The 24,877-nt window shown below is 64.2% G+C and carries 20 protein-coding genes; 6 read left to right on the top strand and 14 right to left on the bottom strand.

Translation table 11 applies throughout. The annotated features are described in order from the left end of the window. The first annotated feature begins 21 nt into the window (after positions 1-21). Positions 22-600 carry a phosphoribosylglycinamide formyltransferase gene (gene purN, locus QF038_RS14755; RefSeq protein WP_307610812.1) on the top strand — a complete coding sequence of 193 codons (579 nt, stop codon included), beginning with the start codon at positions 22-24 and terminating at the stop codon, positions 598-600. 202 nt (positions 601-802) lie between these two features. Here the strand turns inward: purN and QF038_RS14750 are convergent, their stop codons facing one another. Then, positions 803-1,156 carry a hypothetical protein gene (locus QF038_RS14750; RefSeq protein ID WP_307610811.1) on the bottom strand — a complete coding sequence of 118 codons (354 nt, stop codon included), beginning with the start codon at positions 1,154-1,156 and terminating at the stop codon, positions 803-805. 54 nt (positions 1,157-1,210) lie between these two features. Here QF038_RS14750 and QF038_RS14745 point away from each other — a divergent pair, with 54 nt between their 5' ends. Beyond that, positions 1,211-1,723 carry a hypothetical protein gene (locus tag QF038_RS14745; RefSeq protein ID WP_307610810.1) on the top strand — a complete coding sequence of 171 codons (513 nt, stop codon included), beginning with the start codon at positions 1,211-1,213 and terminating at the stop codon, positions 1,721-1,723. An 82-nt stretch (positions 1,724-1,805) separates the two neighbouring features. On the opposite strand, the gene QF038_RS14740 is transcribed toward QF038_RS14745, so the two are convergent. Next, positions 1,806-3,158, bottom strand: a complete 1,353-nt coding sequence (locus QF038_RS14740) for an MFS transporter (RefSeq protein WP_307610809.1) — start codon at positions 3,156-3,158, stop codon at positions 1,806-1,808. A 141-nt stretch (positions 3,159-3,299) separates the two neighbouring features. Between QF038_RS14740 and purH the strand changes: the two genes are divergently transcribed. After that, entirely contained in the window at positions 3,300-4,985 is a 1,686-nt protein-coding gene (gene purH, locus QF038_RS14735; RefSeq protein ID WP_307610808.1) for a bifunctional phosphoribosylaminoimidazolecarboxamide formyltransferase/IMP cyclohydrolase, read from the top strand. Positions 4,986-5,116: 131 nt separating this feature from the next. Here the strand turns inward: purH and QF038_RS14730 are convergent, their stop codons facing one another. Together QF038_RS14730 and QF038_RS14725 are read right to left on the bottom strand one after the other, a co-directional pair. Further along, on the bottom strand, positions 5,117-5,290 hold the full coding sequence (locus tag QF038_RS14730; RefSeq protein ID WP_307610807.1) for a hypothetical protein: 174 nt from the start codon (positions 5,288-5,290) through the stop codon (positions 5,117-5,119). Next, positions 5,274-6,242 (bottom strand): serine protease, encoded by a 969-nt coding sequence (locus tag QF038_RS14725; RefSeq protein ID WP_307610806.1) that lies wholly within the window; start codon positions 6,240-6,242, stop codon positions 5,274-5,276. Before QF038_RS14725 ends, QF038_RS14730 begins: the two co-directional genes overlap by 17 nt. A gap of 311 nt (positions 6,243-6,553) precedes the next feature. Here QF038_RS14725 and QF038_RS14720 point away from each other — a divergent pair, with 311 nt between their 5' ends. Next, positions 6,554-8,773 carry an NADP-dependent isocitrate dehydrogenase gene (locus QF038_RS14720; protein WP_307610805.1) on the top strand — a complete coding sequence of 740 codons (2,220 nt, stop codon included), beginning with the start codon at positions 6,554-6,556 and terminating at the stop codon, positions 8,771-8,773. A gap of 162 nt (positions 8,774-8,935) precedes the next feature. On the opposite strand, the gene QF038_RS14715 is transcribed toward QF038_RS14720, so the two are convergent. The 5 genes from QF038_RS14715 to QF038_RS14695 all read right to left on the bottom strand — a co-directional run bounded on the left by QF038_RS14715 (position 8,936) and on the right by QF038_RS14695 (position 15,037). Next, a complete protein-coding gene (locus QF038_RS14715; RefSeq protein ID WP_307613492.1) occupies positions 8,936-9,436 on the bottom strand; it encodes a hypothetical protein in 501 nt (166 codons plus the stop codon). Between the two features lie 5 nt (positions 9,437-9,441). Continuing rightward, positions 9,442-10,665, bottom strand: a complete 1,224-nt coding sequence (locus QF038_RS14710) for a serine/threonine-protein kinase (protein ID WP_307610804.1) — start codon at positions 10,663-10,665, stop codon at positions 9,442-9,444. Between the two features lie 292 nt (positions 10,666-10,957). Further along, entirely contained in the window at positions 10,958-12,754 is a 1,797-nt protein-coding gene (locus QF038_RS14705; protein ID WP_307610803.1) for a hypothetical protein, read from the bottom strand. Positions 12,755-12,841: 87 nt separating this feature from the next. Next, the gene (locus QF038_RS14700) at positions 12,842-13,645 is read right to left on the bottom strand and encodes a hypothetical protein (protein ID WP_307610802.1); all 804 of its coding nucleotides are present in this window, start codon (positions 13,643-13,645) and stop codon (positions 12,842-12,844) included. A 321-nt stretch (positions 13,646-13,966) separates the two neighbouring features. Beyond that, positions 13,967-15,037 carry a Gfo/Idh/MocA family protein gene (locus tag QF038_RS14695; protein WP_307610801.1) on the bottom strand — a complete coding sequence of 357 codons (1,071 nt, stop codon included), beginning with the start codon at positions 15,035-15,037 and terminating at the stop codon, positions 13,967-13,969. A gap of 223 nt (positions 15,038-15,260) precedes the next feature. Between QF038_RS14695 and QF038_RS14690 the strand changes: the two genes are divergently transcribed. Further along, positions 15,261-16,757, top strand: coding sequence for a polysaccharide lyase family 1 protein (locus tag QF038_RS14690; RefSeq protein ID WP_307610800.1), 1,497 nt, complete (start codon positions 15,261-15,263; stop codon positions 16,755-16,757). Between the two features lie 87 nt (positions 16,758-16,844). On the opposite strand, the gene QF038_RS14685 is transcribed toward QF038_RS14690, so the two are convergent. The 4 genes from QF038_RS14685 to QF038_RS14670 form a co-directional block, all read right to left on the bottom strand. After that, positions 16,845-17,942, bottom strand: a complete 1,098-nt coding sequence (locus QF038_RS14685; protein WP_307610799.1) for a sugar-binding protein — start codon at positions 17,940-17,942, stop codon at positions 16,845-16,847. Between the two features lie 50 nt (positions 17,943-17,992). Further along, positions 17,993-19,279 (bottom strand): multiple monosaccharide ABC transporter permease, encoded by a 1,287-nt coding sequence (mmsB, locus tag QF038_RS14680; RefSeq protein ID WP_307610798.1) that lies wholly within the window; start codon positions 19,277-19,279, stop codon positions 17,993-17,995. Positions 19,280-19,322: 43 nt separating this feature from the next. Continuing rightward, positions 19,323-20,885 carry a multiple monosaccharide ABC transporter ATP-binding protein gene (gene mmsA / locus QF038_RS14675; protein ID WP_307610797.1) on the bottom strand — a complete coding sequence of 521 codons (1,563 nt, stop codon included), beginning with the start codon at positions 20,883-20,885 and terminating at the stop codon, positions 19,323-19,325. Positions 20,886-21,017: 132 nt separating this feature from the next. After that, positions 21,018-22,208, bottom strand: coding sequence for an ROK family transcriptional regulator (locus QF038_RS14670; RefSeq protein ID WP_307610796.1), 1,191 nt, complete (start codon positions 22,206-22,208; stop codon positions 21,018-21,020). A 205-nt stretch (positions 22,209-22,413) separates the two neighbouring features. Here QF038_RS14670 and QF038_RS14665 point away from each other — a divergent pair, with 205 nt between their 5' ends. Next, a complete protein-coding gene (locus QF038_RS14665; RefSeq protein ID WP_307610795.1) occupies positions 22,414-23,208 on the top strand; it encodes a nitrilase-related carbon-nitrogen hydrolase in 795 nt (264 codons plus the stop codon). Here the strand turns inward: QF038_RS14665 and QF038_RS14660 are convergent. Further along, complete coding sequence (locus tag QF038_RS14660) at positions 23,187-24,839, bottom strand: PucR family transcriptional regulator (protein ID WP_307610794.1); 1,653 nt, start codon at positions 24,837-24,839, stop codon at positions 23,187-23,189. The two genes, QF038_RS14665 and QF038_RS14660, sit on opposite strands and share 22 nt — an antisense overlap. Positions 24,840-24,877: the final 38 nt, after the last annotated feature.

The following is a 24,877-nucleotide window of genomic DNA, read 5'->3' as shown; positions in this document are numbered from 1 at the left end:
GGCTGCCCATAAGCTAGAGCCATGCGCATCGTAGTCCTCGTTTCCGGAACCGGGTCCAACCTCCAAGCAGTCATTGACGCGGTTAAGGCCGGGGAACTCGACGTCGAAATCGCCGCGGTGGGGGCCGACCGGCCGGGGACTTTTGGGGTGGAACGGTCCGCGGCTGCCGGCATCCCCACCTTTGTGGTGGACTTCAAGGATTATCAGGACCGGGCGGACTGGAACGCCGCCCTGACCAAGGCCGTTGCTGCTTTTGAGCCGGACGTGGTGGTGTCTTCAGGCTTTATGCGGATTGTGAGTCCGGAGTTCATCGATGCTTTCAGCGGCAAGTACCTGAACACCCACCCCGCCCTGCTTCCGGCGTTCCCGGGCGCCCATGGCGTGCGGGATGCGATGGCGTACGGCGTGAAGGTGACCGGCTGCACCGTCCACTGGGCCGACGCCGGCGTGGACACCGGGCCCATCATTGCCCAGGAAGCCGTTGCCATCGAGGAGACCGATACCGAGGAAAGCCTGCACGAGCGCATCAAAGTGGTGGAGCGCCGGCTGCTGGTGTCCACCCTGGCAAACCTCGCCGCCGCCAACACCCACATCTCCTAACCCCGCCTGCCTCTTAACCCTTCCTCTCCCTCACCGCTTAACGCGCCCCCTTCCCCCCAACTAGGTAGCGCTAAGTGTCGTTCTGACCCTTCAAAACGACACTTAGCGCTACTCAGATTGGCAGGATGAGGGCGGGCTGTGGATAACTTCGGCTGCGGTCGCGGAGGCCTGCCACGATGGGCGAATGAAGGTTCCAACACCACTACCCGAACAACTGGCGTCCCTGCCGTTCACCTTCCAAGAAGCGGTCGACGCCGGAATAAGCCGACGTCGGCTCCGTCACCAAGGCTTGCAGTCGCCAAGCAGGGGAATCCGGGTGCCTCAGGTTGCCGATGACGTAACCCTGGCTCCCCGGATCCGACCCTTTACTTTGGTGACTGAGTTCGCCGCAGCTTCCCATGCGTCTGCTTTTCTCCTTTGGCAGTTCCCCGGGTTTTTGCCCGGCAACAATGAACCGCTGCTTCATATCTCCCGTCCTGACACCTTCTCCATCATGCGTCGACCTGGTGTGAAGGGGCACCGCGGACAATTTTTCGCTGACGAGGTAGTCATCCATCAAGGGTTGTTTATCACGTCCCGGACCCGCACCTGGCTGGATTGCTCCCGCAAAATGAGCGTCGAAGAGCTGACCGTGGTGGCTGACCACTTGCTACGGGTCCCGCGGCCCGACTTCGAAAACCGGTCTGAGCCCTACGCAACGCGGGAGGACCTGGAGGACATGCTCGACCGCCACAAGGGAACGCCAGGAATCCGTAAGGCGCGGCTTGCCCTTGACCTGGCTCGGGTGGGATCGGACTCCGCGCCGGAAACCAGGCTGCGGCTTGCGTTGGAGGACGCTGCCCTGCCCGAACCTTTGCTGAACATACCTACGGAGCTGGGTTGCGGCGTCGTGCGTCAACCTGACTTGAGCTACCCGGAACAGAAAGTCGCCGTCGAATACGACGGCGAGGGACATTCGGAGAGTGCACAGATTGTCAGGGACATTGCCCGCGAAGAGGACTTCGTCCGGGCGGGCTGGATCCTGGTACGAATCTCCAAAAGGCACATGGAGAACGACGCCCGGCTTGCTGTCGCGAAGGTGAGAAGGACAATGCTCTCACGAGGCTGGTCCCGGTACGACTGACATGAAACTAGCTAGCGCTAAGTGTCGTTATCAGGCCCCAAAACGACACTTAGCGCTACCTAGTTGGGGAGGGAGAGGGGGGTCAGTCGAGGCGGCGCTGCCTGGTTTCGGGGGAGAAGAACGCCATCCACAAAACAGCAAGGAGCACCAGGCCGCCGGCGAGGGCGAAGGACGTGGCCAGGCCCAGCTCAGGCCAGAAGTAATTGGCGAAGATCAGCGGGCCAAAGCCGGCGCCCAGGCGGGAGAACGTGGACGCCCAGCCGAAACCGGTGCCGCGCAGCTCGGTGGGGTAGAGCTCGGAAACGTAGGCGTACAGGACCGGGATGGCCACCTGAACCACGAAGCCGAACACCAGAAGCCAGAACACCGCCGCCGTGGGGATGTCCACCACAATCGCCACGATCACCAGGGTCAGCGCGGACAGCGGTCCCGTGATGGCAAGAATCCATTTGCGGCCCACCCGCTCCACCAGCAGGGCCGCCACAATAACGCCCAGGAGCCCGACGGCGGCCATGGATGCCGTGGTGACAAACGCCTTGTACTCTGCGAAGCCGGCTCCGATCAGGATCCGCGGCATCCATGTCAGCGACAGGTAGTACACCAGCAGGATGGTGAAGAAGAGGGACCAGGCTGCGGCCGTGATTTTCCAGTTGAACTGCCACACGAGGCGCAGTTGGTGCCAGGCGCTGCCAGCGGAAAGCCGGGGGACTTCCTTGGCATCGGGCAGGCTGTAGGCACGGGCTTCGGCCCCCGTGGCCGCCACCAGTCCGTCGATGACCTTGGCTGCTTCCTCGCGCCGGCCCTTGCGGATGAGGAACAGCGGGGACTCGGGCACGCTCCGGCGGACCCAGAACACCAGCAGAGCAGGCAGCACCATCACCAGCATGGTCAGCCGCCAGTCACCGAACAGGCCCACCAGCCCGGCGGAGACGAAGCCGGCCAGGGCGGCACCCACCGGCCACCAGCCGTCCATGGCGGTGAGGACCTTGCCGCGCTGCTTGCGGGGGGTGAACTCACCCACCAGCGCATAGTCCACGGGTATGCAGCCGCCCAGGCCGAAGCCAGCCATAAACCGGAACACACAGAACAAAATGAAATCGGGGGAGAAGGCGCCCAGCACAGTGAAGAGGGAGAAGATCAGCAGGGTGGCCGTGAAGGCCTTCTTGCGCCCGATGGTGTCCGCGATGGTGCCCCACACAAAGGCACCCAGTGCCATACCGATCAGGTTGGACGTCCCCACCCAGGCGACCTCGCCCGGGGTCAGGGCCCAGTGCGTGGAGAGCAGCGGGATGAGGATGCCGTTAAGGGTCACGTCCCAGGCGTCGAACATAAAACCAAGGCCGCCGATCACGAAAATCCTGCCCTGGACTTTCCATCGCCATGGCAGTTCCTGGACCACCTGCTCGCCGCTTGGCACAGTGGTGTAAGTATTCATCGCAGCCTCCTGCAAGAACTTTAGCCCGGCCCGCTGACGTTCACACTTCAGGCTGCACGGGGGGCAAAGTGCACTTCGCGATAAACTGGCCGTATCCCCACCAACCGCGGCGTTGTTCCGCGAGATAAGACGGAGACATTTGTGAGCTTCACGCAGCATGAGCGCGTATCCATTGACCGAGTTCCGATCCGCCGGGCCCTCATCTCGGTTTACGACAAGACCGGTCTGGAGGAGCTTGCCCAGGGCCTGCATGCAGCGGGAGTGAAGCTGGTTTCCACCGGGTCCACGGCCAAGAAGATCGCCGCGGCCGGCATCCCCGTCCAGGAGGTCGAGGAAGTCACCGGCTCGCCCGAAATGCTGGACGGCCGCGTGAAGACGCTGCATCCGCGTGTGCATGGCGGCATCCTGGCTGACCGCCGCGTTGCGGCGCACATGGAAACGCTCACCAGCATGGAGATCGAGCCCTTCGACCTGGTGGTGGTGAACCTCTACCCGTTCGTCGAGACGGTGAAGTCCGGCGCGGCCCAGGACGACGTTGTGGAGCAGATCGACATCGGCGGCCCCGCCATGGTGCGTTCGGCCGCGAAGAACCACGCCGCCGTCGCCATCGTGGTGGACCCAACCTTCTACGGCCAGGTGGTCGCCGCTGCCGCCGAGGGCGGCTTCGACCTAAAGACCCGGCGCCGGCTGGCCGCCAAGGCGTTCGCCCACACTGCCTCGTATGACAACGCCGTGGCCACCTGGACTGCCAGCCAATTCCTGGATGAGGACGGCGACGGCGTCATCGACTGGCCCGCCTACGCCGGTCTGTCCCTGGAACGCTCGGAGGTGCTGCGCTACGGCGAGAACCCGCACCAGCAGGCGGCCCTCTACGTTGACAAGGCCGCTCCGGCAGGCATCGCGCAGGCTGACCAGTTGCACGGCAAGGCCATGAGCTACAACAACTTCGTCGACGCCGATGCAGCCCTCCGCGCGGCTTACGACTTCAGCGAGCCCGCTGTTGCCATCATCAAGCACGCCAACCCCTGCGGCGTAGCCGTCGGAGCGGAAGATGCTGCGGACCCCATTGCCGACGCGCACGCCAAGGCGCACGCCTGCGATCCGGTCTCCGCTTTCGGCGGCGTCATTGCCGCGAACCGCACCGTGACCGCGGGCATGGCCAACACGGTGAAGGACATCTTCACGGAGGTTGTCATCGCGCCGGGCTTCGAGCCCGAGGCGGTGGAGATCCTGTCCAAGAAGAAGAACATCCGCCTGCTCGCCCTGCCGGAAGGCTATGGCCGCTACCCCTCGGAGATCCGCCAGGTTTCCGGGGGAGTCCTGGTCCAGGTCAGCGACAAGGTTGATGCCGACGGCGACAACCCCGCCAACTGGACCCTCGCCGCCGGTGAGGCCGCCGACGAAAAGACCCTCGCGGACCTCGTCTTCGCCTGGACTGCCTGCCGCGCCGCCAAGTCCAACGCCATTCTGCTGGCCCAGGACGGCGCTGCCGTGGGCATCGGAATGGGACAGGTCAACCGACTGGATTCCTGTCGGCTCGCCGTCGAGCGGGCCAACACTCTTGGCGTGCAGGTGGAGTCCGACGTCGAAGGCGCCGGCGGTGCCTCAAACGCCAGCGGTGACGGCGCACCCCAGCGGGCCCGCGGCGCCGTGGCGGCGTCCGATGCCTTCTTCCCGTTCGCCGACGGCCTGCAGATCCTCATCGACGCCGGCGTCTGTGCCGTGGTCCAGCCCGGTGGCTCCGTCCGGGATGAGGAAGTCATCGCGGCAGCCAACGCGGCCGGCATCACCATGTACTTCACGGGTGCCCGCCACTTCTTCCACTAGCAGGCACCGGTTGCTCAGCAGTTGCCGTTTTCGCATTCTGAAACGGCAACTACTGAGCAATCGATGACGGCTTAACGAACGACGGCGCCCGTCCCTTTCAAAGGGGACGGGCGCCGTCGTTGTTTGCTGGCTTAGTCCTGGCTGGCTGGAGCCGGGCCGGGCTTCGGAAGCCGGACCTCCCGGGGCTTGGCTTCCGCGATCCGCTCCTCTGTCCAGTACTCGAGGACTTCCTCGCGCGTCTGGTTCAGGTCGCTGCGGCTGACGGCATCCTCGCCGGAAGGCGTGTCCTTAGGAGGCTGCTGCACTGTTGTACGCCTGCTGGATGACCGAACCCCAGTACGGGCCGTACATCACTGCCGAACGGTCGTAGCCGTAGCTGTTGATGGAGTTCTGGGTGCCGGCGGAGCTGGTACCGATGAACCACGGGCCGCCGGAGGAGCCGCCGGTCATGTCGCAGGGGATGCCCTGAGTATTGAACTGCGGGTTGTAGGGATCATTCGATGCGGTGCCTGTGCAGCTCTTGAGGGTCTCGCCGTTGAAGGGCGAGGCGGCCGGGTAGCCGAAGGACTTGTAGGTCAGGCCCCGCGCCTGGTTGAACGCGACGCCCGAGGCACCAACGACGTCGGCCAAGTACTGTCCGCTGCCGTTCCGGCCCACCACCGCAAACCCTGTGTCATAGGTCATGTCCCCGCCGCTGCTCCACTGGGTGGGTGCATGCAGGGAGGTGGCTGTCCACTTGCCGTAAGGGGCGGCTCCGTTCTGGTACGCAGGAACAAACACGAAGTTCGTGGCGAACGCTCCCGGTCCTTCATTGATGCAGTGGCCTGCGGTGGACACCGTGCTCTTGTTCTTGGCGGACACCGAGTTCCCCGAGCACACGTAGTTGGCGCCGGCAAGCGTAAAGAAGACCTTGCCGATCGTCTTCACCGGCGTTTCGCTCTGCGCGAGGAGCTGCTTACTCCGGGTGGCCTTGACCTCGGTGCTCTTGCCTTTTTCCACGAGCAGGGGGCTTGACCGGTTGCCCCGTTCCAGGGCTTTGCCGGCAAGGACGTCCCCGGGAATGGCGGTCAGCATCCGGTCAGCAGTCCAGTAATCAGCTGCGCCCGCGGTGTTGACCACTGCACTCGTAACGGAAGGATTCTTATCGTCCCCGGAAGCGGCCGGGGCGGCGGTGGCTCCACCGGCTGCAGTGAGTGCCAGAACGGCTGTGGCCGTGAGACTGAGAAAGCCGGTAGCCAGAGACCTGGTGCGTGTCATGGTTGTCCTGTCGTAACGGGGGTAGGCCGTGGGAAGGGCCGGAAGTAAGGACTCGAATTTATCGGGATATGACAGATTTGTAAATAGTAGTGACGTATCATGTAGCGGCCGCGGACGGGCTGGAGGGGCCCTCCAAGCAGAAAGCGCGACGGCGGGCTAACGCACCTGGCGGGCGACGCCGTCGGCCGTTCTCCATCGCTGTAATCCTCCTCACCGCCGCGGTAACCGTAGGGCGCCAGTAGGGTTCAAAGCCGTGCACTCGGGTAAGTTGTAGATGATAACCAAGCCGACCCACAGGGAGACGCCCGCGCATGTCCAAGATTATCTACACCCACACCGACGAAGCGCCGATGCTGGCTACCTATTCGTTCCTGCCCATCATCGAGGCTTTTGCTTCGACAGCAGGTGTGGAGGTGGAGACCCGCGACATTTCGCTCGCCGGCCGCATCATCGCCGTCTTCGGTGACTACCTGACCCCCGAGCAGCAGATCGGTGACGCCCTTGCTGAACTCGGTGAGCTGGCGAAGACGCCGGAAGCCAACATCATCAAGCTGCCCAACATCAGCGCCTCCATCCCGCAGCTCAAGGCGGCCATTGCAGAGCTGCAGTCCCAGGGCTACGCACTGCCCGACTACCCGGACAACCCCTCCTCGGACGAGGAGACGGCCATCCGCTCGCGCTACGACAAGATCAAGGGCTCCGCCGTGAACCCCGTCCTGCGTGAGGGCAACTCAGACCGCCGCGCACCCCTGTCCGTGAAGAACTACGCACGCCAGAACCCGCACTCCATGGGCGCCTGGACTTCCGAGTCCAAGACCAAAGTGGCCACCATGGGCAAAGATGACTTCCGCTCCAACGAGAAGTCCGTGGTCATCGAGTCCGAGGGCACCATCGCAATCCAGCTGGTCCGCGAGGACGGCTCGGTAAAGGTCCTGAAGAAGGCCTTCCTGGTCCTGGCCGGCGAAGTCATCGACGGTACCGTGATGCGCGCCGCCGCCCTGGACGAATTCCTGCAGGCACAGGTTGCCCGCGCCAAGGAAGAGGGCGTGCTGTTCTCCGCCCACCTGAAGGCCACCATGATGAAGGTTTCGGACCCCATCATCTTTGGCCACGTGGTCAAGGCCTACTTCTCTGAACTGTTTGAGACCTACGGCAAGCAGCTCTCCGCCGCCGGCATCAGCCCCAACAACGGCCTGGCCGCCATCCTCAGCAGCCTCGAAGACCTGCCGGAGGATGTCCGCGAAGGCGTGCAGTCCCTGATCAAGAAGGGCCTCGACGAGGGTCCCGCCCTGGCCATGGTGGATTCCGACAAGGGCATCACCACGCTGAACGTCCCCTCCGACGTCATCGTGGACGCGTCCATGCCCGCCATGATCCGCAGCTCCGGCCACATGTGGGGCCCGGACGGCAAGGAAGCTGACACCCTGGCCGTGTTGCCGGACAGCTCCTACGCCGGTATCTACCAGGTGGTCATCGACGACTGCCGCGCCAACGGCGCCTACGACCCCACCACCATGGGCACTGTCCCGAACGTGGGCCTCATGGCACAGGCCGCCGAGGAATACGGCAGCCACGACAAGACGTTCGAAATCCAGGAAGCCGGCACGGTGCAGATCGTGGACGGCTCCGGGAACGTCCTGATCGAACACGAGGTTTCCGTCGGGGACATCTGGCGCGCATGCCAGACCAAGGACCTGCCCATCCGCGACTGGGTCAAGCTGGCCGTCACCCGCGCCCGCGCCTCGCAGACCCCGGCTGTGTTCTGGCTGGATGAGGAACGCGCCCACGACGCAAACCTCATCACCAAGGTCAACGAGTACCTCAAGGACCACGACACCGAGGGCCTTGACATCCGCATCATGTCCCCGGTCAAGGCCATTGAGTTCACTCTCGAGCGCATCCGCAAGGGCGAGGACACCATTTCGGTTTCCGGCAACGTCCTGCGCGATTACCTCACGGACCTGTTCCCCATCCTCGAGCTGGGCACCAGCGCCAAGATGCTGTCCGTGGTACCGCTGATGAACGGCGGCGGGCTCTTCGAAACCGGTGCCGGCGGATCCGCGCCGAAGCACGTCCAGCAGCTGCTCAAGGAAAACCACCTGCGCTGGGACAGCCTGGGCGAGTTCCTGGCCCTGGCCGTCAGCTTCGAGCACCTGGCCACCACTACGGGCAACGCCCGCGCCCAGGTCCTGGCTGACACCCTGGATCGCGCCACCGGCACCTTCCTGCTGGAGAACAAGTCCCCGAGCCGCCGTGCCGGTGAACTGGACAACCGGGGCAGCCACTACTACCTGGCTCGCTTCTGGGCGGAAGAGCTGGCCAAGCAGACGGACGACGCCGAGCTGGCCGCCTCGTTCAGCTCCATCGCAGGCGAGCTTTCCTCCAAGGAGGAGACGATTGTGGGCGAGCTGGCCGAGGTCCAGGGCTCACCCGTGGACATCGGAGGCTACTACCGCCCGGACGACGCGAAGGCTTCCTCCGTGATGCGTCCGTCAGCCACGCTGAACAAGGTCCTCGCCACCCTGAGCTAGGGCAGGGCTGCCCAAGCTCTGAACAGGCAACGCCAAGAGGCGGTGTCCCGGATATCCGGGACACCGCCTCTTTGTCTGTGGCTGGTTTGTCGTGCGGCTGGGCTTTCGCGTGGCGCAGCAGCCGGCGGACCGTCGTCGTGCGCTTTTGATTAAGAGACCGCCCTAGTCCTTGCCCTTGCCCCCGTTGCCCTTCTTGTCGTCGCCGTCACCGTCATCTTTACCGGTGGCCGGAGCTGGTGCCGGAGCAGGCGTCTGGGCGGCTGCCTCCTTTTGTGCGGCTTCCCGGGAGGCCTGGGCGGCAGCCGCCTCCTCAGCGACGCGCGCCTCATCCGCTGCCTTGGCTGCTGCCGCGGCAACCGCGTCATTGAGGTCGGCGCGGACGGCCGCGGCGATGGTAGTAATGGTCTGCTGCCGTTCCTTTGAAACCTGCCCCTTGCTTTGCGCGGCGGCCAGGTCAGACTCAAGGTTTTCCAAGGCCTTCAGCGCCGCAGCGGGATCGTTCCGGGAGGAGGCCTCGCTCACTTCCAGGACCCGCGCCTGGAGTTGCCGCGCGGCGCTCGGCTGCAGGCTTGCGTCTGTGGTGCCGCAGCCGGCCAACAGGCCGGCGGCCAGTACAGCCGCCGTTACCGCCATGGCCAGCGATGGCCGCCATTCGGCGTTCATCAGCCTCACGGTTCCACGCTCTTCTGGAGCTCCTCCAGGTGGTCGCCCAGGACACCGGTCACTGTTGGGTAAGGCACGACGTCGGGCGTGGACTGGGCGTTCAGGCTCACCAGCACGGCCGCTGCAGCTGCTGCCAGCACCAGGACCCCCAGAACCACGGCCACCCAGACCCTCCTGCCACGGGACGCGCCGGACGGTTTCTTTCCGGGGCGTTTGCCCTTGGTTCCTGCTTCCGGTGCCTCCAGAGAGGCTTCGTTTGCAGGTTCCGCTGCTTCCCGCAGTTCGTCCAGCGACTCTTCCGCGGTGATGGACGGAGGGTGGAACGGCATGGCCGGCAGGACCCGGGTGGTTTCCGGAACGAGCTCCCCGGGCGTGGAGGCGGGGGAAACCAGAGCCTGCCGGAGGGCAGTTTCAATGTCCGCCGCGGCGGGGCGTTCCAGCGGCTCGATGGCTGTCATGGAGCGGATCAAATCAGCCCATTCTGTGGGCAAATCCTCGGGTATTTCCGGTGCGCGGTGCAGGCGGGCCACCGCCGACTCCACCGCACCGCCCGGGTATTCAACGGTGCCCTTGACGCACTCAAGCAGCACCAGTCCCAGGGAATAGATGTCCGAGGCTGGGGAGAGGGGCTGGCCAAGGGCCTGCTCCGGGCTGAGGTAAGCGGCCGTGCCCACCATGGTTCCCGTAGCGGTCAGGCGGGTGGCATCCGCGATCCTGGCGATGCCGAAGTCCGTGAGCTTGGGCCGCAGCGGCTCGCCGGGGCGGATCTGTACCAGCAGGATGTTGGCGGGCTTGATGTCACGGTGGATGATTCCCAGGCCGTGAACGTAGGCCAGGGCGTCGGCGATGCCGGCCCCGATGACCGAGAGTTCCTCGAGGGGGACGCGGCTGTGCCGGATCCGGGTCCGCAGGTCCTGGCCCTCCACCAGTTCCATGGTGAGGAAGGGCCTGGGCTCGTCGGGTATGCGGTCGTCGATGCCGGCGTCAAAGAGTGTCACCAGGCCGGGATGGTTGAGCGTCGCGAGAAGCTGGATTTCCGCTTCCTGGCGTTTCAGCTCGTCGGCGTCCGGCGCCTGCGGGGCGAAGAGTTTGAGGGCAACGTCGCGGCCTAGGTTCTCGTCCCGGGCGCAGTAGACCGATGACATCCCGCCGCGGCCAATGACCTCACCCAACCGATAACGTCCGCCGACCACTTCATTCTTGATGGAGCTAGGCGATTCCGCCACCATACCGTTCCTCCCGGTGCGCTGCGGCACTGTCCTACCTCAAATTATACGGGCGGTGGAGTAAACGGAAGATTGGCCCCGCACATCTGTTCTGCGACATGCCGACGGCCCGGCGGCGAACCTCTAGCTTCCGCCGCCGGACCATCGGCCACAAGGACATGTGTGCTGATGACATGTTTGCGTGAATGTGAGTATTTGAGTCGTGTGCTTTTGCGGGGTCCTCCCTTCCCTCAGCCTGCTTGTTGCTGCCGCTTCAGGCGCATGGTGCAGGCACGGTCAACGAAGCGTCGGGCGCCTAGGACACCTTGCGCTTGCGGAGGAGGACCAGGAGGCCAGCCACCAGCAGCAGCAGGGCCAGCGGGACGAGCGAAGCATCCATTCCCGTGTTGGCCAGGCCTGTGCTGCCCTTTGCAGTCCCGCTCTGGGTCGCAGTGCCGCGGGCACTGGTGTCGACGCCGATGGTGCCGCTCACTGCGGTGGACCCTGCCGGTGCTGCCGTGAAGCCACCGGTACCTGCGTCAGTCCCGTTGTCCCCTCCGGTGCTTCCGGTGGTTCCGGTGGTTCCGGTGGTTCCGGTGTTTCCGGTGTTGCCGCCGGTGCCGGGGGCGTTTGTACCCGGAGCGTTGGTACCGGGGTCAACGGTGCCGGTGCCTCCCGTGCTGCCATCGCCGGGGACCTCAGTGCCTGGGTTCTCTGTTCCCGGAGTGCCGGTGCCCGGGTTCTCCGTGCCGTTGTTGTCGCCGCCTAGCCCGATGCCGAGGTCAATGCCCAGGTCGACTGCGGCGCCGAGTCCACCGGTACTGCCGGTGTTGCCCGCGCCGAGATCAACCACTGCGTCTACGACGGCGCTGAGGCCGCCGGTGTTGCCCGCGTCGAGATCAACCACTGCGTCTACGACGGCGCCGAGGCCGCCGGAGGTGAGTCCGTCAGTGGTGCCGGTTCCGGTGTTGCCGAGGTTGAGGTCGGCGGCTGCGTCTACGACGGCGCCGAGGCCGCCGGTGTTGCCCGCGTCGAGATCAACCACTGCGTCTACGACGGTGCCGAGGCCGCCGGTGGTGCCGGTGCCTCCGAGGTTCACGGCTATGTCTGCTGCGGCGGCCAGGTCGGCTGCTGCTGCTTCGGTTCCGTTGGTGCCGAGGCTGAGATCGGCTGCTGCATCCACGGCGGTGTTGAGGCCGTCTGAGGTGCCGGTGCCTCCGAGGTTCACGGCTATGTCTGCTGCGGCGGCCAGGTCGGCTGCTGCTGCTTCGGTTCCGTTGGTGCCGAGGCTGAGATCGGCTGCTGCATCCACGGCGGTGTTGAGGCCGTCTGAGGTGCCGGTGCCTCCGAGGCCTACGGCTACGTGTGCTGCGGCGGCCAGGTCGGCTGCTGCTGCTTCTGTTCCGTTGGTGTCGAGGCTGAGATCGGCTGCTGCATCCACGGCGGTGTTGAGGCCGTCTGAGGTGCCGGTGCCTCCGAGGCCTACGGCTACGTCTGCTGCGGCGGCCACGTCGGCTGCTGCTGCTTCTGTTCCGTTGGTGCCGAGGCCGAGGTCAACGACGGCTGCTGCAGCAAGGTCGGGGCTCATGGTACTACCGGTCCCTGTGCCGAGGTCTACGGCTACGTCTGCTGCGGCGGCCAGGTCCGCTGCTGCTGCTTCGGTTCCGGTGTTGCCGAGGCCGAGGTCAACTACGGCTGCCGCAGCGAGGTCGGGGCTCGTGGTATTACCGGTCCCTGTGCCGAGGTCTACGGCTACGTCTGCTGCGGCGGCCAGGTCGGCTGCTGCTGCTTCGGTTCCGCTGTTGCCGAGCCCGAGGTCAACGACCGCTGCCGCAGCAAGGTCGGGGCTGGTGGTACCTCCGGTCCCTGTGCCGGTGCCCAGAGTAACTGCGGCATCCACTACGGCGGCGACGGCCGATGAATCGGACGGCGTTGGACCACCCAGCAGGCCCAACGACGTCGAGTCAGCGGACGCCGCCGCCGAGATGAGGGCGGATGCGGATAGATCCGAACCGCTGGTGGTGTCCGCGGCGTTTGCCGCGGTGCAGCCGAGGGCTAAAAGCCCGCCGGCAAAGAGGGTGCCAAGCATCCCCCTGCGAAGGTTGGAACTCATGGTGATGTCTCCTGAGAAAGTTGAGTAAGGGTGCTTTTAGCAACCCGATTGGTCACGTTTCTGCCGCAATGGGCAGGCGTGCCTCAACTAGTCAGGGGAAGAACCGGGGTCGAAGGACACCGGTGCAGGGGCATGCTCAGGGGTTTCATCGGCGCAGATGGCACCGGGAAGGGAAAGATCAAAGGTGAAGGGGTTCAGGAATGCAGTCGCACCGGGGGAACCGGCTGATGCCGATCCGCTTCCTGTGCCGGAACCAGGGGCCGCAGGAGCGTGGGCAGGCGCGGGCGAAGGGTCGACCGTACTGTGCAGGTCATGGCTGGAGTCAGATGCGCCGATCGTTGCCCGAAGGGGCGCAGAGGCTCCTGCCAGGGATACGGCACCATCAGGGTTTGCGGCGGTATCCGGAGCAGCAGCAACGGAGGATTCCGCAGCTGCCGCCGTCTCCGCCGTCGACTGTTCTGCGGTGGAGGCTTCAGTAAGGACAATGGCGGCAGTCGCTGGAACTTCCTCCTCAACCGCCGCGATAGGCGGCTCGGGAAGCTCAACTGGCAGCGGCGCCGGGCCGGTCACCAGATCGGAAACAGGCTCCAGGACGGGTTCGAGCACGGGAAGAGTCCCAGCCACGGGTGGAACAACAGCGTCCACGACTGCTGCGGTTGCTCCGTCCGCAACTTGGGCGATTGGAACAGCGACAGACGTAACGGTACCGGCGGGAACCACTTGGTTCACCACCGGGACTGGCGAAACGATGTTCTCCGCGAGACCCGAAACCTGGCCGACCACCGGCTGCAGCAGCCCGACAGGGGTCGCAGCCGCAGGAGATGGGGCAGGAGCAGCCTGGGCAGGAACGTTTGGTGCAGGGCCGGCCAGCTTGTCCGTAACCGAAGACACTGAGCTGGTGACACCGCCAAGCAACGGCGATGTGTCCGAAAGTGCATCGGCGGAAGCTGCCGGGGATGAAAACGTTAACCAGCTAAGGGTCGCAGCCCCCGCGAGGAGTACAGGCCGAAGGGCACGCCATGGAGAAACAGCGCTAGCCATGCGTACCACCCCCAGTACCCGGTGCATTCGACGATGCCTACAGCCTAAGACTGGATGTTGCGGGAAGTCTAGGGCCTGCTAAAACAATTCGACAAAAGCGGAAACTTTTGTATCACGCCAATGACAACACGCCCTCTGTCGGTCATTGTTATGACGGATTGGCGGAAGCTCCTAGTGGCTGTCATTGGGGTAGCTGACCCCAAGTTGGGCCCGCACCCCGTCAAAAAGCCGCATCGTGTTCAAAGAGTCCTCGAGCGGCATCACCGGGCTTTCTGTCAGGCCCTGCTGGATACAACGGGTGACTTCGCGCAGCTCGTAGGTGTATCCGCGGCCGACGACATCAAAGGACTCGACGCGACGTTCTTCCCATCCGGATCCGACAACCAGTTCACGCGGATTATTAATCGACCCGATGCTCTGCAGGAAGCCTTTGCTTCCGGCGACACTGGCCGTGCGCGGACCATGGGCGAGCAAGGAGGAGGTCAGCTGCGCCTGCGCGCCGTGGTTGTATCCGAGCGTCATGGCGTTCTGGGCATCGACGCCGTCGTCATTGAGAAATCCCGTAGCGCTGACCGTCTGCGGAAAGCCAAGGGTGCCCAGTGCCCAGAGCAGCGGATAGACCGAAAGGTCCAAGAGAGCGCCGCCGCCGTCCTGCCTCGCCCACAGCCTCGCGGTCGGTGAGTATGGAGCGGGGAACCCGAGATCGGCGGTGACCCAGTGGATGTCACCGAGTTCTCCGGAAGCTGCGATCTCGAAAGCCCTCTGCATACTGGGCAGGAAGCGGCTCCAGACGGCCTCCATCAGGAAGAGCTTGCGGCTCCTGGCGACCTTGATCAGTTCGGCCGCTTCCCGGGCGTTGATGGTGAAGGCCTTCTCGCAGAGAACGTGTTTGCCCGCGTTGAGCGCCGCCAGGACGATTTCGTAATGCTGTGCGTGGGGCGTGGCAACGTAGACAACGTCCACCGCTTCATCGGCAAGCAGCCGCTGGTAGCCGGGGACACCGCCGTCGTCCCCATAAGCCTTCCTGAAGTCATAGGCCACGGCGAAGGCGTCTGCTGTGTCTTGGCCGCGGGAGCTGACGGCATAGAGCTCAGCGTCATTCAGCAAGGCAAGATCTTGCGATACCGAACGAGCTATCCCGCCGGTCGCAATGATTCCCCAGCGCAGGGAAGTTCCCGTTGCGGAGCGGGGGTCCTGGTCGGATTGGCTGGACAACCACGGCGTGGCGATGGGCGCGCTCATGGAGCAATCCTGTCACAGGCCGGCTGGAGCGTTGGGGAAGGCAGCGGTGGACAGCGGTGGTGGAGCTGTGAAGACCTCTTGACAGCTTTGTCACGGGAGAAGTAAGAATAGAAGACCGAGCGGGAAACCGTTTTCTGACTGGTCTTCCCTCTGGCAATCCTTTTTCATCCGATCCGCACCCACTAAGGCATGTGGTCTGTTTGGCATGCCGGAAACAAGGCCAATGACGTCCAAAACAACAACTCGAACCTTTGCATCCTGCCTCGGCAATCTCCGCCGCGGGGCCGGAGTTGCTGCCTCTGCTTCAGCGTTTGCCCTCGCGGCGGGGCTGGCTCTGGCAGCGCCCGGGGTGGCCAACCCGGGTCCCGCCGGGGGAGGTGTCATCAAAGCGGATGACTCGGCACCAACCGGCTGGGCCGCCGTCGGAAGCGGTACAAACGGTGGGGCGGGGGCGCCTGCCGAAAACCGCTATGAGGTCAGCACGCTGGCCGGGCTTAAGGCCGCGCTTGCAAACCATGGCGAGCCCACGGCGCCGAAAATCGTCTACATCAACGGAACGATCGACGGCAACCAGACCCCTGATGGCCGCATCCTGGGGAAGCAGGACTACGCCCCAGGGTACGACATCAATAAGTACATGTCCTGCTTCGGCCCGGAAGGGAAGGCATGGAGCGACCAAACGTTTGACTACTGCAAGCAGCAGCGACAGTTGCGGCAGACCGGCAGCAACAACATGAAACGGCAGATCGAGGTGAGCCTGCCGAGCAACACCACCCTGATTGGGGTCGGCGCAGATTCGGGATTCGTGGGTACGAATATCGTGATCCTCAGCGCCACCAACGTAGTGGTGCGCAATCTCAGCGTGGAGGCCCCGGTGGACTTCTTCACCACCTGGTCACCGGATGATGGGGAGGGTGCCTGGAATGCGCGCTTTGACGCCGTCTCCTCGGTGACCTCGGATCACCTGTGGATAGACCATGTCCGTCTCACCGACGGCAGGTTCCCGGACAGTGAGGCCCCTGCGGGTTTCCGCGGGAAGCGGGCGAACCGGCATGACGGCCTGCTGGACCTCAAGGACGGCACCGACTTCGTGACCATTTCAAACAGCAGGCTCTCCAACCACGACAAGACAATGCTGCTGGGATCAGGCGACGAACACGTGGACAAGGATGGTGGCAAACTGCGGGTCAGCTTCATCGGGAACTACTTCGAGAACATTCAGCAGCGGGGACCGCGGGTGCGGTTCGGCCAGGTCCATGTGTTGAACAACTACTTTGTGGGAAGCACAGACCACCCGCAGTATCCCATGATCAGTGAAGCCCAAGGCGGCAGCAGCTACTTCCTCGGCGCCGGCTATGAGTCCCGGATCTTCTCTGAGCGCAATGCCTTTGAATACACCGGCCCGGGCGCGGACCCGTCCATCATGGTGAGCAGCTATAACGGCCACCGTTTCAATGACGTCGGGTCCTGGTACAACGGAGCCGAAGCGGACCTGGACCAGGTGGCCCGGACGTCGTTTGAACAGAACCGGGCGGAGGCGATCATCGAGGCCGAGCTCGGTGGGGAACCCGCCCCGGACTGGACCGGCTGGGACTTCACCACCGACGTCGGCTGGAACCCTGCCGATGCCTACAACTACAAGGCGTTCACCACTGCACAGGCGGTGAAGAACCACGCGCTCCAGTTCACCGGACCGGGCGTATTGACCGTCAAGCAGTAGGGCTGCAGTAACCAGGCACGGAAAAGCCCGGTCCCCGCGGTGGGGGACCGGGCTTTTCCTAGCCGTTTCCTGTGAGAACAGGATTGCTTACTTGGTGATCGGGCCGAGTATCGGGTCGTCGGTGTAGGCAGTCTTCACGTTGGCGGAGGTGACGATGACCGGCTCCAGCAGGTAGGCCGGAACTGTCTTGACGCCGTTCTTGTAGGAGTCCTTGTCGTTGATTTCAGGCGTCTTGCCGGCCTGGAGGTCCTTCACCATGGTGATGGCGTGCTCAACGAGCTTGCGGGTGTCCTTGTTGATGGTGGAGTACTGCTCGCCAGCCAGGATCGACTTGACAGACGCTACCTCGGAGTCCTGGCCGGTGATCACCGGGATCGGCTTGCCTGCCGCCTTGACGGATGTCAACACCGCGCGGGCCAGGAGATCATTGGGTGACAGGACACCGTCCAGGTTTTCGCTGGTGTAGCTGCCACTGAGCAGGGTGTCAGCGCGGCGCTGGGCATTTTCGCCCTTCCAAGCCTGGGTTACGGCCTGCTCGAAGCTGGTCTGGCCGGACAGGACCTTGAGGGTGCCGTCGTCGATCTTCGGCTTCAGGACGCTCATGGCGCCGTCGAAGAAGACCTTGGCGTTGGCATCGTCGGGGGAGCCGGCGAACAGTTCGATGTTGTACGGGCCGGACGGCTTCTTGGCCTTCATGCCTTCCAGCAGCGCCTGGCCCTGAAGGACGCCCACCTTGAAGTTGTCGTAGGCCACGTAGTAGTCCACGTTCTCGGTGTTCAGCAGCAGGCGGTCGTAGGCGATGATGGTGGCGCCTGCATCCTTGGCCTGCTTCAGCTGGGTGCCGAGCTGGGTGCCGTCGACAGCGCCCACGATGAGGACCTTGGGGTTCTTGGTGATCATGGCGCTGATCTGGTTCTGCTGTTCGGAAACGCCGGCATTGGCAAACTGGACATCAGCCTTGAATCCGGCATCTTTGAGGCCGTCATTGAACAGCTTTTCGGAGAGGACCCAGTTCTCACTGGTCTTCTGCGGGAGTGCAACGGCGATGGAGGCGTCCTTCTCGAAGCCACCGGCGCCTTCTGTCCCGCCGCCCGTGCTGGGCTCGGAGCGGCCGCAGCCCGTCAGCGTCAGCGCTGCGATGGCAGCAACCGCTGCGGCCTTTCCTGCTTTACCAAACATTCTCATTGTTGGTTCTCTTTCTTTGTGGTGGTGTACCGCTATTCAGGCTGCAAGGCTCAGGCTTCCCTGGCGATCGCTTCCTTGGTGGAGGTGGTCTCGTCGGGCTGGAGCGGGTTGCTGGGACCGCCTGAGGCGGGGCGGTTGAAGTTCCGGGTCAGCAGGCCGATGATGGACCTCTTTCCCTGGCTCTTGTTGTAGACGTCGAAGGCGACGGCGATCAGGAGGACGAGGCCCTTGATGATCTGGGTGAGGTCGGCGCCAATGCCGAGAAGTTGAAGGCCGTTGTTCAACACAGCCATCACCAGGCCACCAATGATGGACCCGACGACGGTACCCACGCCGCCTGTGACCGCAGCGCCGCCGATAAATACTGCTGCGATCGCATCGAGTTCCCAGCCCACGCCGTCGAAGGGGCCCGATGCTGTGGAACGGCCAACGAAGATCATGCCGGCCAGGCCGGCCAGGATGGACATGTTCATCATGACCAGGAAGTTGACCTTCTTGGACTGGACACCGGAGAGTTCGGCCGCGTGGCGGTTGCCGCCGACTGCGTAGACGTGCCGGCCGAGGATGGTGCGGGAGGCGATGAAGCCGTAAACCAACACCAGGACGGCCAGGATGAGCCCGGGGATCGGGAACGAGGTGCCCGGCCTGCCGGTGGCGAAGAGGTACGTGGCGTAGAGGATGGCACCACAGATCAGGACCAGCTTGAGCGCGGTGACCCACATTTCCGGTACCTCGGCACCAAGGGCCTTGGCGCGGGCCCGGGAGCGGAGTTCGCCCCACACCACGAACGCTGCGGCGGCGATGCCCAGCAGCAGGGTGAGGTTGTTGAAGCCGGTGTTGGGCCCAATCTCAGGGAGGTAGCCGGAGCCGAGGTACTGGAAGTCATTGGGTACCGGGATGGTATTGGATTTGCCCACGAACTGGTTGAAGCCGCGGAACAGCAGCATGCCGGCCAGGGTGACAATGAAGGCTGGAATCCCCACGTACGCTGTCCACCATCCTTGCCAAGCGCCGATCACCGCACCGAGCACCAGGCCCAGGAGCACGCCGGCATACCAGGGGATTCCCCAGTCGCGGATGGCCAGGGCTACCGTGACGCCCACGAAGGCTGCCACAGAACCGACTGAGAGGTCGATGTGGCCGGCGATGATGACCAGGACCATCCCGATGGCCAGGATCAGGATGTAGGAGTTGCCGTTGAAGAGGTTGATGACGTTGCCGGGGGTGAGGGTCCGGCCGCTGGTGGCGATCTGGAAGAAGACGATCAGGGCCACCAGGGCAAAGATCATGCCGAATTGGCGGGTATTTCCGCCAAATAGCTTCTTGAGGGCGTTCATTGTTCAGTCCTTGTGTCCGGAAGGTTCTGGGAGATCCTGAGGGTCAGGCGGCTTCGGCTTTGCGGGCGGAGGTCATCAGTTTCATCAGGCTTTCCTGGCTGGCCTCGTCTTTGTTCAGGACACCGGTAATGGCGCCTTCGAAGATGGTGTAGATACGGTCGGACAGGCCCAGGAGTTCGGGGAGCTCCGAGGAGATGACGATTACTCCCTTGCCCTGGTTGGCGAGCTGCTGGATGATGCCGTAGATCTCGTACTTGGCACCGACATCGATGCCGCGGGTGGGTTCGTCCAGGATCAGCAGGTCAGGATCGGTGAACATCCACTTGGCCAGGACCACCTTTTGCTGGTTGCCGCCGGAGAGTTTGGCCACGCCCTCCTCCACTGATGGAGTCTTGGTCCGCAGCGACTTGCGGTACTGCTCCGCCACCGTGAACTCCTGGTTCGGATCCACAACCGAATTGCGGCTGATCTTCCGCAGGTTTGCGGCCACAGTAGTGGTCTTGATGTCGTCCAGCAGGTTCAACCCCAGGGATTTGCGGTCCTCGGTGACGTAGCCCAAGCCGGCGTCGATGGCCTGGCGGACGTTCTTAAGGACAACTTCCTTGCCGTCCTTATAGATGTGCCCGTCGATGAAACGGCCATAGGACCGGCCGAACACGGACCGGGCCAGTTCGGTGCGTCCGGCGCCCATCAGCCCTGCGAAGCCCACGATCTCTCCGCGGCGGACAAAAAAGCTGGAGTTCTTGCACACCAGCCGGTCCTGGACCTGCGGATGCCCCACAGTCCAGTTCTTGACCTCGAAGAAGACTTCGCCGATCTTCGGTGTGTGGTCCGGGAACCGGGATTCCAGCGTGCGGCCCACCATGCCCTTGATGATCCGGTCCTCGTCCACGCCGTCGGCCTTGACGTCAAGGGTCTCAATGGACTTGCCGTCACGGATGATGGTGATGGAATCTGCGATTTGCTCGATCTCGTTGAGCTTGTGCGAAATGATGATGGACGTGATGCCCTTGGCCTTCAGGCCGAGCATCAGGTCCAGCAGGTGCTGGGAATCGGATTCGTTCAGGGCGGCCGTGGGTTCATCGAGGATGAGGATCTTCACGGATTTGTTCAGTGCTTTGGCGATTTCCACCAGCTGCTGCTTGCCCACGCCGATTTCCTTGATGGGTGTGTCCGGATCGTCGCGCAGGCCCACGCGGGCCAGCAGGTCCAGGGAACGCAGCCGGGCTTCGGCCCAGTCAATGACCCCGCGTTTGGTGGGCTCGTTGCCCAGGAAGATGTTCTCCATGATGGAGAGCTCCGGGATCAGCGCCAGTTCCTGGTGGATGATCACAATGCCGGCGTGTTCACTGGCCCGGATATCCCTGAATTGCTGGACCTGCCCCTGGTAGACGATGTCGCCGTCGTAACTGCCGTAGGGGTAAACACCCGAGAGAACCTTCATCAGGGTGGACTTTCCGGCGCCGTTCTCGCCGCAGATGGCGTGGATCTCGCCGGCCTTTACTCGCAGGCTCACGTTATCCAACGCTTTAACGCCGGGGAATTCCTTGGTGATGGACCGCATCTCGAGGATGATCGGGTCTGTCTGCGTGGTCTGGGACGTCATATTGCCCTAACCCTCCAATGCAATGACTTCTTTGTCCGGCCGGCAAAGCGCAGGGCCGTCTGATGAAAAAGTAAACTGGATCACGCGTGTTGTCGTCAAGTCTTTAACGCATATCGGGGGTAACGAAACGGTCTAGGTTTTGCGGATTCCGGCGTGCTGGAATACCAATGCGGCCGCTCCCAGCGCCTCGGCCCGGTCCCCGAGAGATGACATGGTGATGGTGGTGGTCTCGCCGATAACGGGGACGGCATGCCGCACCAGCCCCCTCTTGATGGGATCCAGGAGAAGGTGGCCGAGGCCGGCCAGCGGCCCGCCAACCACGATTACTTCCGGGTTGATCAGGTTCGCAACATTGCCCAGCGCACGGCCGACGGCAAGCCCGGCATCATCCAGCACCCGGAGTGTCGCGGAGTCACGTGCCAAGGCCTTCCGGACAATGTCGGCAGGCGTCAGTGGCCGGTCTTCGCCCCTGCTTAAGAGTTCGATCATGGTTGTGGTGGAAGCGATCGTTTCAAGGCAGCCGCGGTTTCCGCAGCGGCACACCAGCCCCTGCTCGTGGATGGTGGCATGGCCAATTTCGCCAGTGATTCCCACGTTGCCGTAGTAGGGTGCCCCGTTGAGGATGAGGCCGGCTCCAATACCGGATCCAATCTTCAAAAACAGCAAGTTGCTTACCCCGGTGTGCTGGCCCCAGGTCACCTCTGACCAGGCTCCAAGATTGGCGTCGTTGTCAATAAACACGGGGATTTTGAGCCGATCCTCCAGGTGCTGGAGGATGTTGATTCCCACCCATTCGGGCAGGATGGCCCCTTGCGCCACAGTGCCGGTGCGCCGGTCTATGGGGCCGGGGATTCCGACGCCGGCGCCCACCACCGCAGAGCGTGCGATGCCGCTTTCCCGCAGGAGTTTCTCGAGCAGGACCACTGCCGCCTGGATGCCTTCCTCGGCCTGGTGTCCAAGCGGCAGGGCGACAGATTCCTCCGCGATGACGTGGTAGCTCAGCGAAGCCAGGACCACCCGCAGATGCCTGCGGCCGAAGTCGATTCCCACGGCCACCGCACCGTTGCTGTTGAGCCGGACATTGAGCGCCCGCCGGCCCGAACTGGTGATGGGTTCGGTGGAAGCCAGGCCGGAATCGAGCATGATTTTCACGATGTTGGAAACCGTTGCGGTGGACAAACCCGTCTGCCGCGCCAGTTCTGCCTGCGTGGAAGGGCCCGCCATCAGCGTCTCGATGATGCGTTGCTGGTTCAGTTGCCTCAGGGCCGACTGGGAGCCGGGGTTTTTGGGCTTGCTCCTCGTTGAGCGCGTAGTTGCGGGCATGCTTAGAAGATTGCCCCATTCGGGCTCTTGTAGTCAAGAAGTTAACGCAATGAAGCGCTTCCGCCGCAGTGGACCTACCGGGACGATCTGTCCCGGGAAAGGGGTGAAGCGGTGCAAATGGCCCCCCGGGAGAGCCCAACGTGCTGGTTAGTCTGGTGTCAGGCCTTCAATGGGTAGGCTGCTCCGACGACGGAAGGTGGCCGCGGTGTTGCTGGCACTCCTGCAGGCGAATGCTGTTGTGATGGACCTGGATGCCAATTGCGCCGCCATCGACGAAGCGGCCGGAACGGCAGTTGCAGCCGGGGCGAAAGTCCTGCTGACGCCGGAACTTTTTCCCACCGGCTACTCTCCCCGCCGTGTCCGGGCGGAACTGGACCCCGCTGTCCTGCCGGAGCTGCGCACCAGGCTGGCAGGCATCGCCCGGCGCCACCGGATTGGCCTGGTGTACAGCCTTCCGCGGGTCAGCCCGCAGGGGGAGTGGCACATCAGCGCAACCCTCCTTGATACCAAGGGCACCAACCTGCTCACGTATGACAAGATCCACCTCTTCGGCCCCGAGGAACGGGCTGCTTTCGGTCCCGCCGCCCGGCCTCCCGCCGTCGTCAGTTTTAACGGCATCCCCACCTCCATGGTGATCTGCTACGACGTCGAATTCCCGGAGGCGGTCCGGGCCGCTGCCGTGGCCGGTGCCGAGTTGCTCCTGGTTCCTACCGCCCTGGCCCACGGGTACGACGAGGTCCCCCAGGTACTGCTGCGGGCCCGGGCGCTGGAAAGCCAGCTGACCATCGCCTACGCCAACCATTCCGGCGTCGAAGAGGGATGCAGATTCCTGGGCGGCAGCGTCATCGCCGGCCCCGACGGCTCACTGCTGGCAGCAGCCGGGGAAGAACCTGAACTCCTCTACGCTGAGGTGGACCAAGACGCTGCTGCCAGGGCGCGCAGCGAAGTGCCCTACCTGGCCGAACGCCGGCCGGACCTCTACCGGTCCTGGGATTCCTGAGCGTCCCGGGCCAGCAGGACCTCTTCGTACTGCAGGGCAATCCACAGCTCCGCACGGGACTGGGCCAGGCTTAAGTCCAGATCCAGCAGTTCGGCAATGGCATTGACCTGGCGGCGAACGCTGTTTCGGTGCAAGCCCAGCTCTTCCGCCGTGGCGTCCCAGCTTCCGTTCGCAGCCAACCAGGACTTCAGGACGCGGAGCTGTCCGTCGCGGCGTTCTGGCTCCAGCTCCAGCACCGGCGCCAGGAGCTTGGCTGCCAGCATGCTGCCGGCTTCCCGGCCGAGCAGCCCTGTGACGGACCAGGTCACCTCCTCGACGCGGGCGCTTGTGCCGGTAGCCGCCACCCGGGGCCGCAATGAGGAGGTGCGGCGGTAGGCCGCCGACAGGCCGGACAGCTCCACCGGCTCACCCACCACCAGGCGCCATCCAAGCTGTTCCACCTCCGCAACCAGCTGGTCATCGACCTTCAGCCGCGTCACCGCCGCGAAGCCGTAGTCGGTCAGTTCCACCATCTTGCTGTCGAACAGCCGCCGCCACTGCAGCAGTTCCCGGACCGGCCCGTCGTCGGCTGCGGGGGCGTCCGCCGCCCGCATTCCCTGCACCACCCGCACCTGCCCGGAACGTGTTCCGGCCACGCTTTGCGCCAACAGATCCTTCAGCCCGTTCAGCTGCCGCGTGTTGCCTCCGGCCAGTGTCTCCGGGTGGAGCAGCAGGGCGGTGGCGAGCTGGCTCGGGGCCAGGGACCCGCTGGTGCGCTGGCGGACCAGCAGTTCCAGGAGCCCGACGACGGACGAAACCACGCTGTTCTGGGCCGGGGTCAGCGGTTTGTCCGCACCGAGGACCAGGCTGCCCAGGGTCGCGTCCTTGCTGCTCCTGAGGGGATGGCCGAACACCAGCGCAGAACCGGGGGCATCAAACGCTTCTGTTTCCACCCGGGGTCCGCTTCCGGTCATGAGCTTCTTGAGAAGGGGCTGAAGTTGGGAAGGCTCGACGGCGGCACCCGCCCGGGCACGCACCCGGCCGTCCGCGCCAAACAAGACTGCCCACACGGGCACGCGCTGGGTCAGTGCCGCCAGCAGTTCATGCTCCGGCCGGGCGGAGAGGACCGCGCGCATCAGGTGCCGGTTGGTCTCCGCGAGCTGCCGGAAAACCTGGGCGTTTCCGGACTCCAGGAGTTTGGAGAACTCCAGTCCCAGGGCGGCGAACGGGACGCTGGCCGGGACCTCCACCAGGGTGAGTCCGTGCTGCCGGCAAGCGGCCAGCACGTGGTCCGGAACGCCGTCGTAATACGGTTGCAGGCCGAAGCCCAGCGCGCCCACCCCGGCGTCCACGAGCCGGCGGACATACTCGTGTGCCCGTGACGTGGCGTTCCGGATGTCCCTGCCTCCGCCGCCTTTCCCGTCCCCCTCACCGCGGAACGGCAAGCCCGCGGTGAGGACAAATTCACCGTCGAGCAGGTACGGGGTGGGATCCTCCAGCTCGCTCGGCTCCACCCAGCGCAACGGCACGTGGCGGTTGCCGGCATCGTGGACCACTGCCACTTCCGGTGGCAGCGCATGGAGGAACTGGCCCAGCGTGACAGCGTCCAGCTGATCCGGGCTGCCGTCCACTGCTGGTGCATTACGTCTCATGGATGATCACTATAGGGCACTTTGCACCGCCTGAGATG

This window comes from Pseudarthrobacter sp. W1I19 (assembly GCF_030817835.1).
Classification (GTDB): domain Bacteria; phylum Actinomycetota; class Actinomycetes; order Actinomycetales; family Micrococcaceae; genus Arthrobacter.
This window is presented reverse-complemented; position numbering and strand designations above follow the sequence as displayed.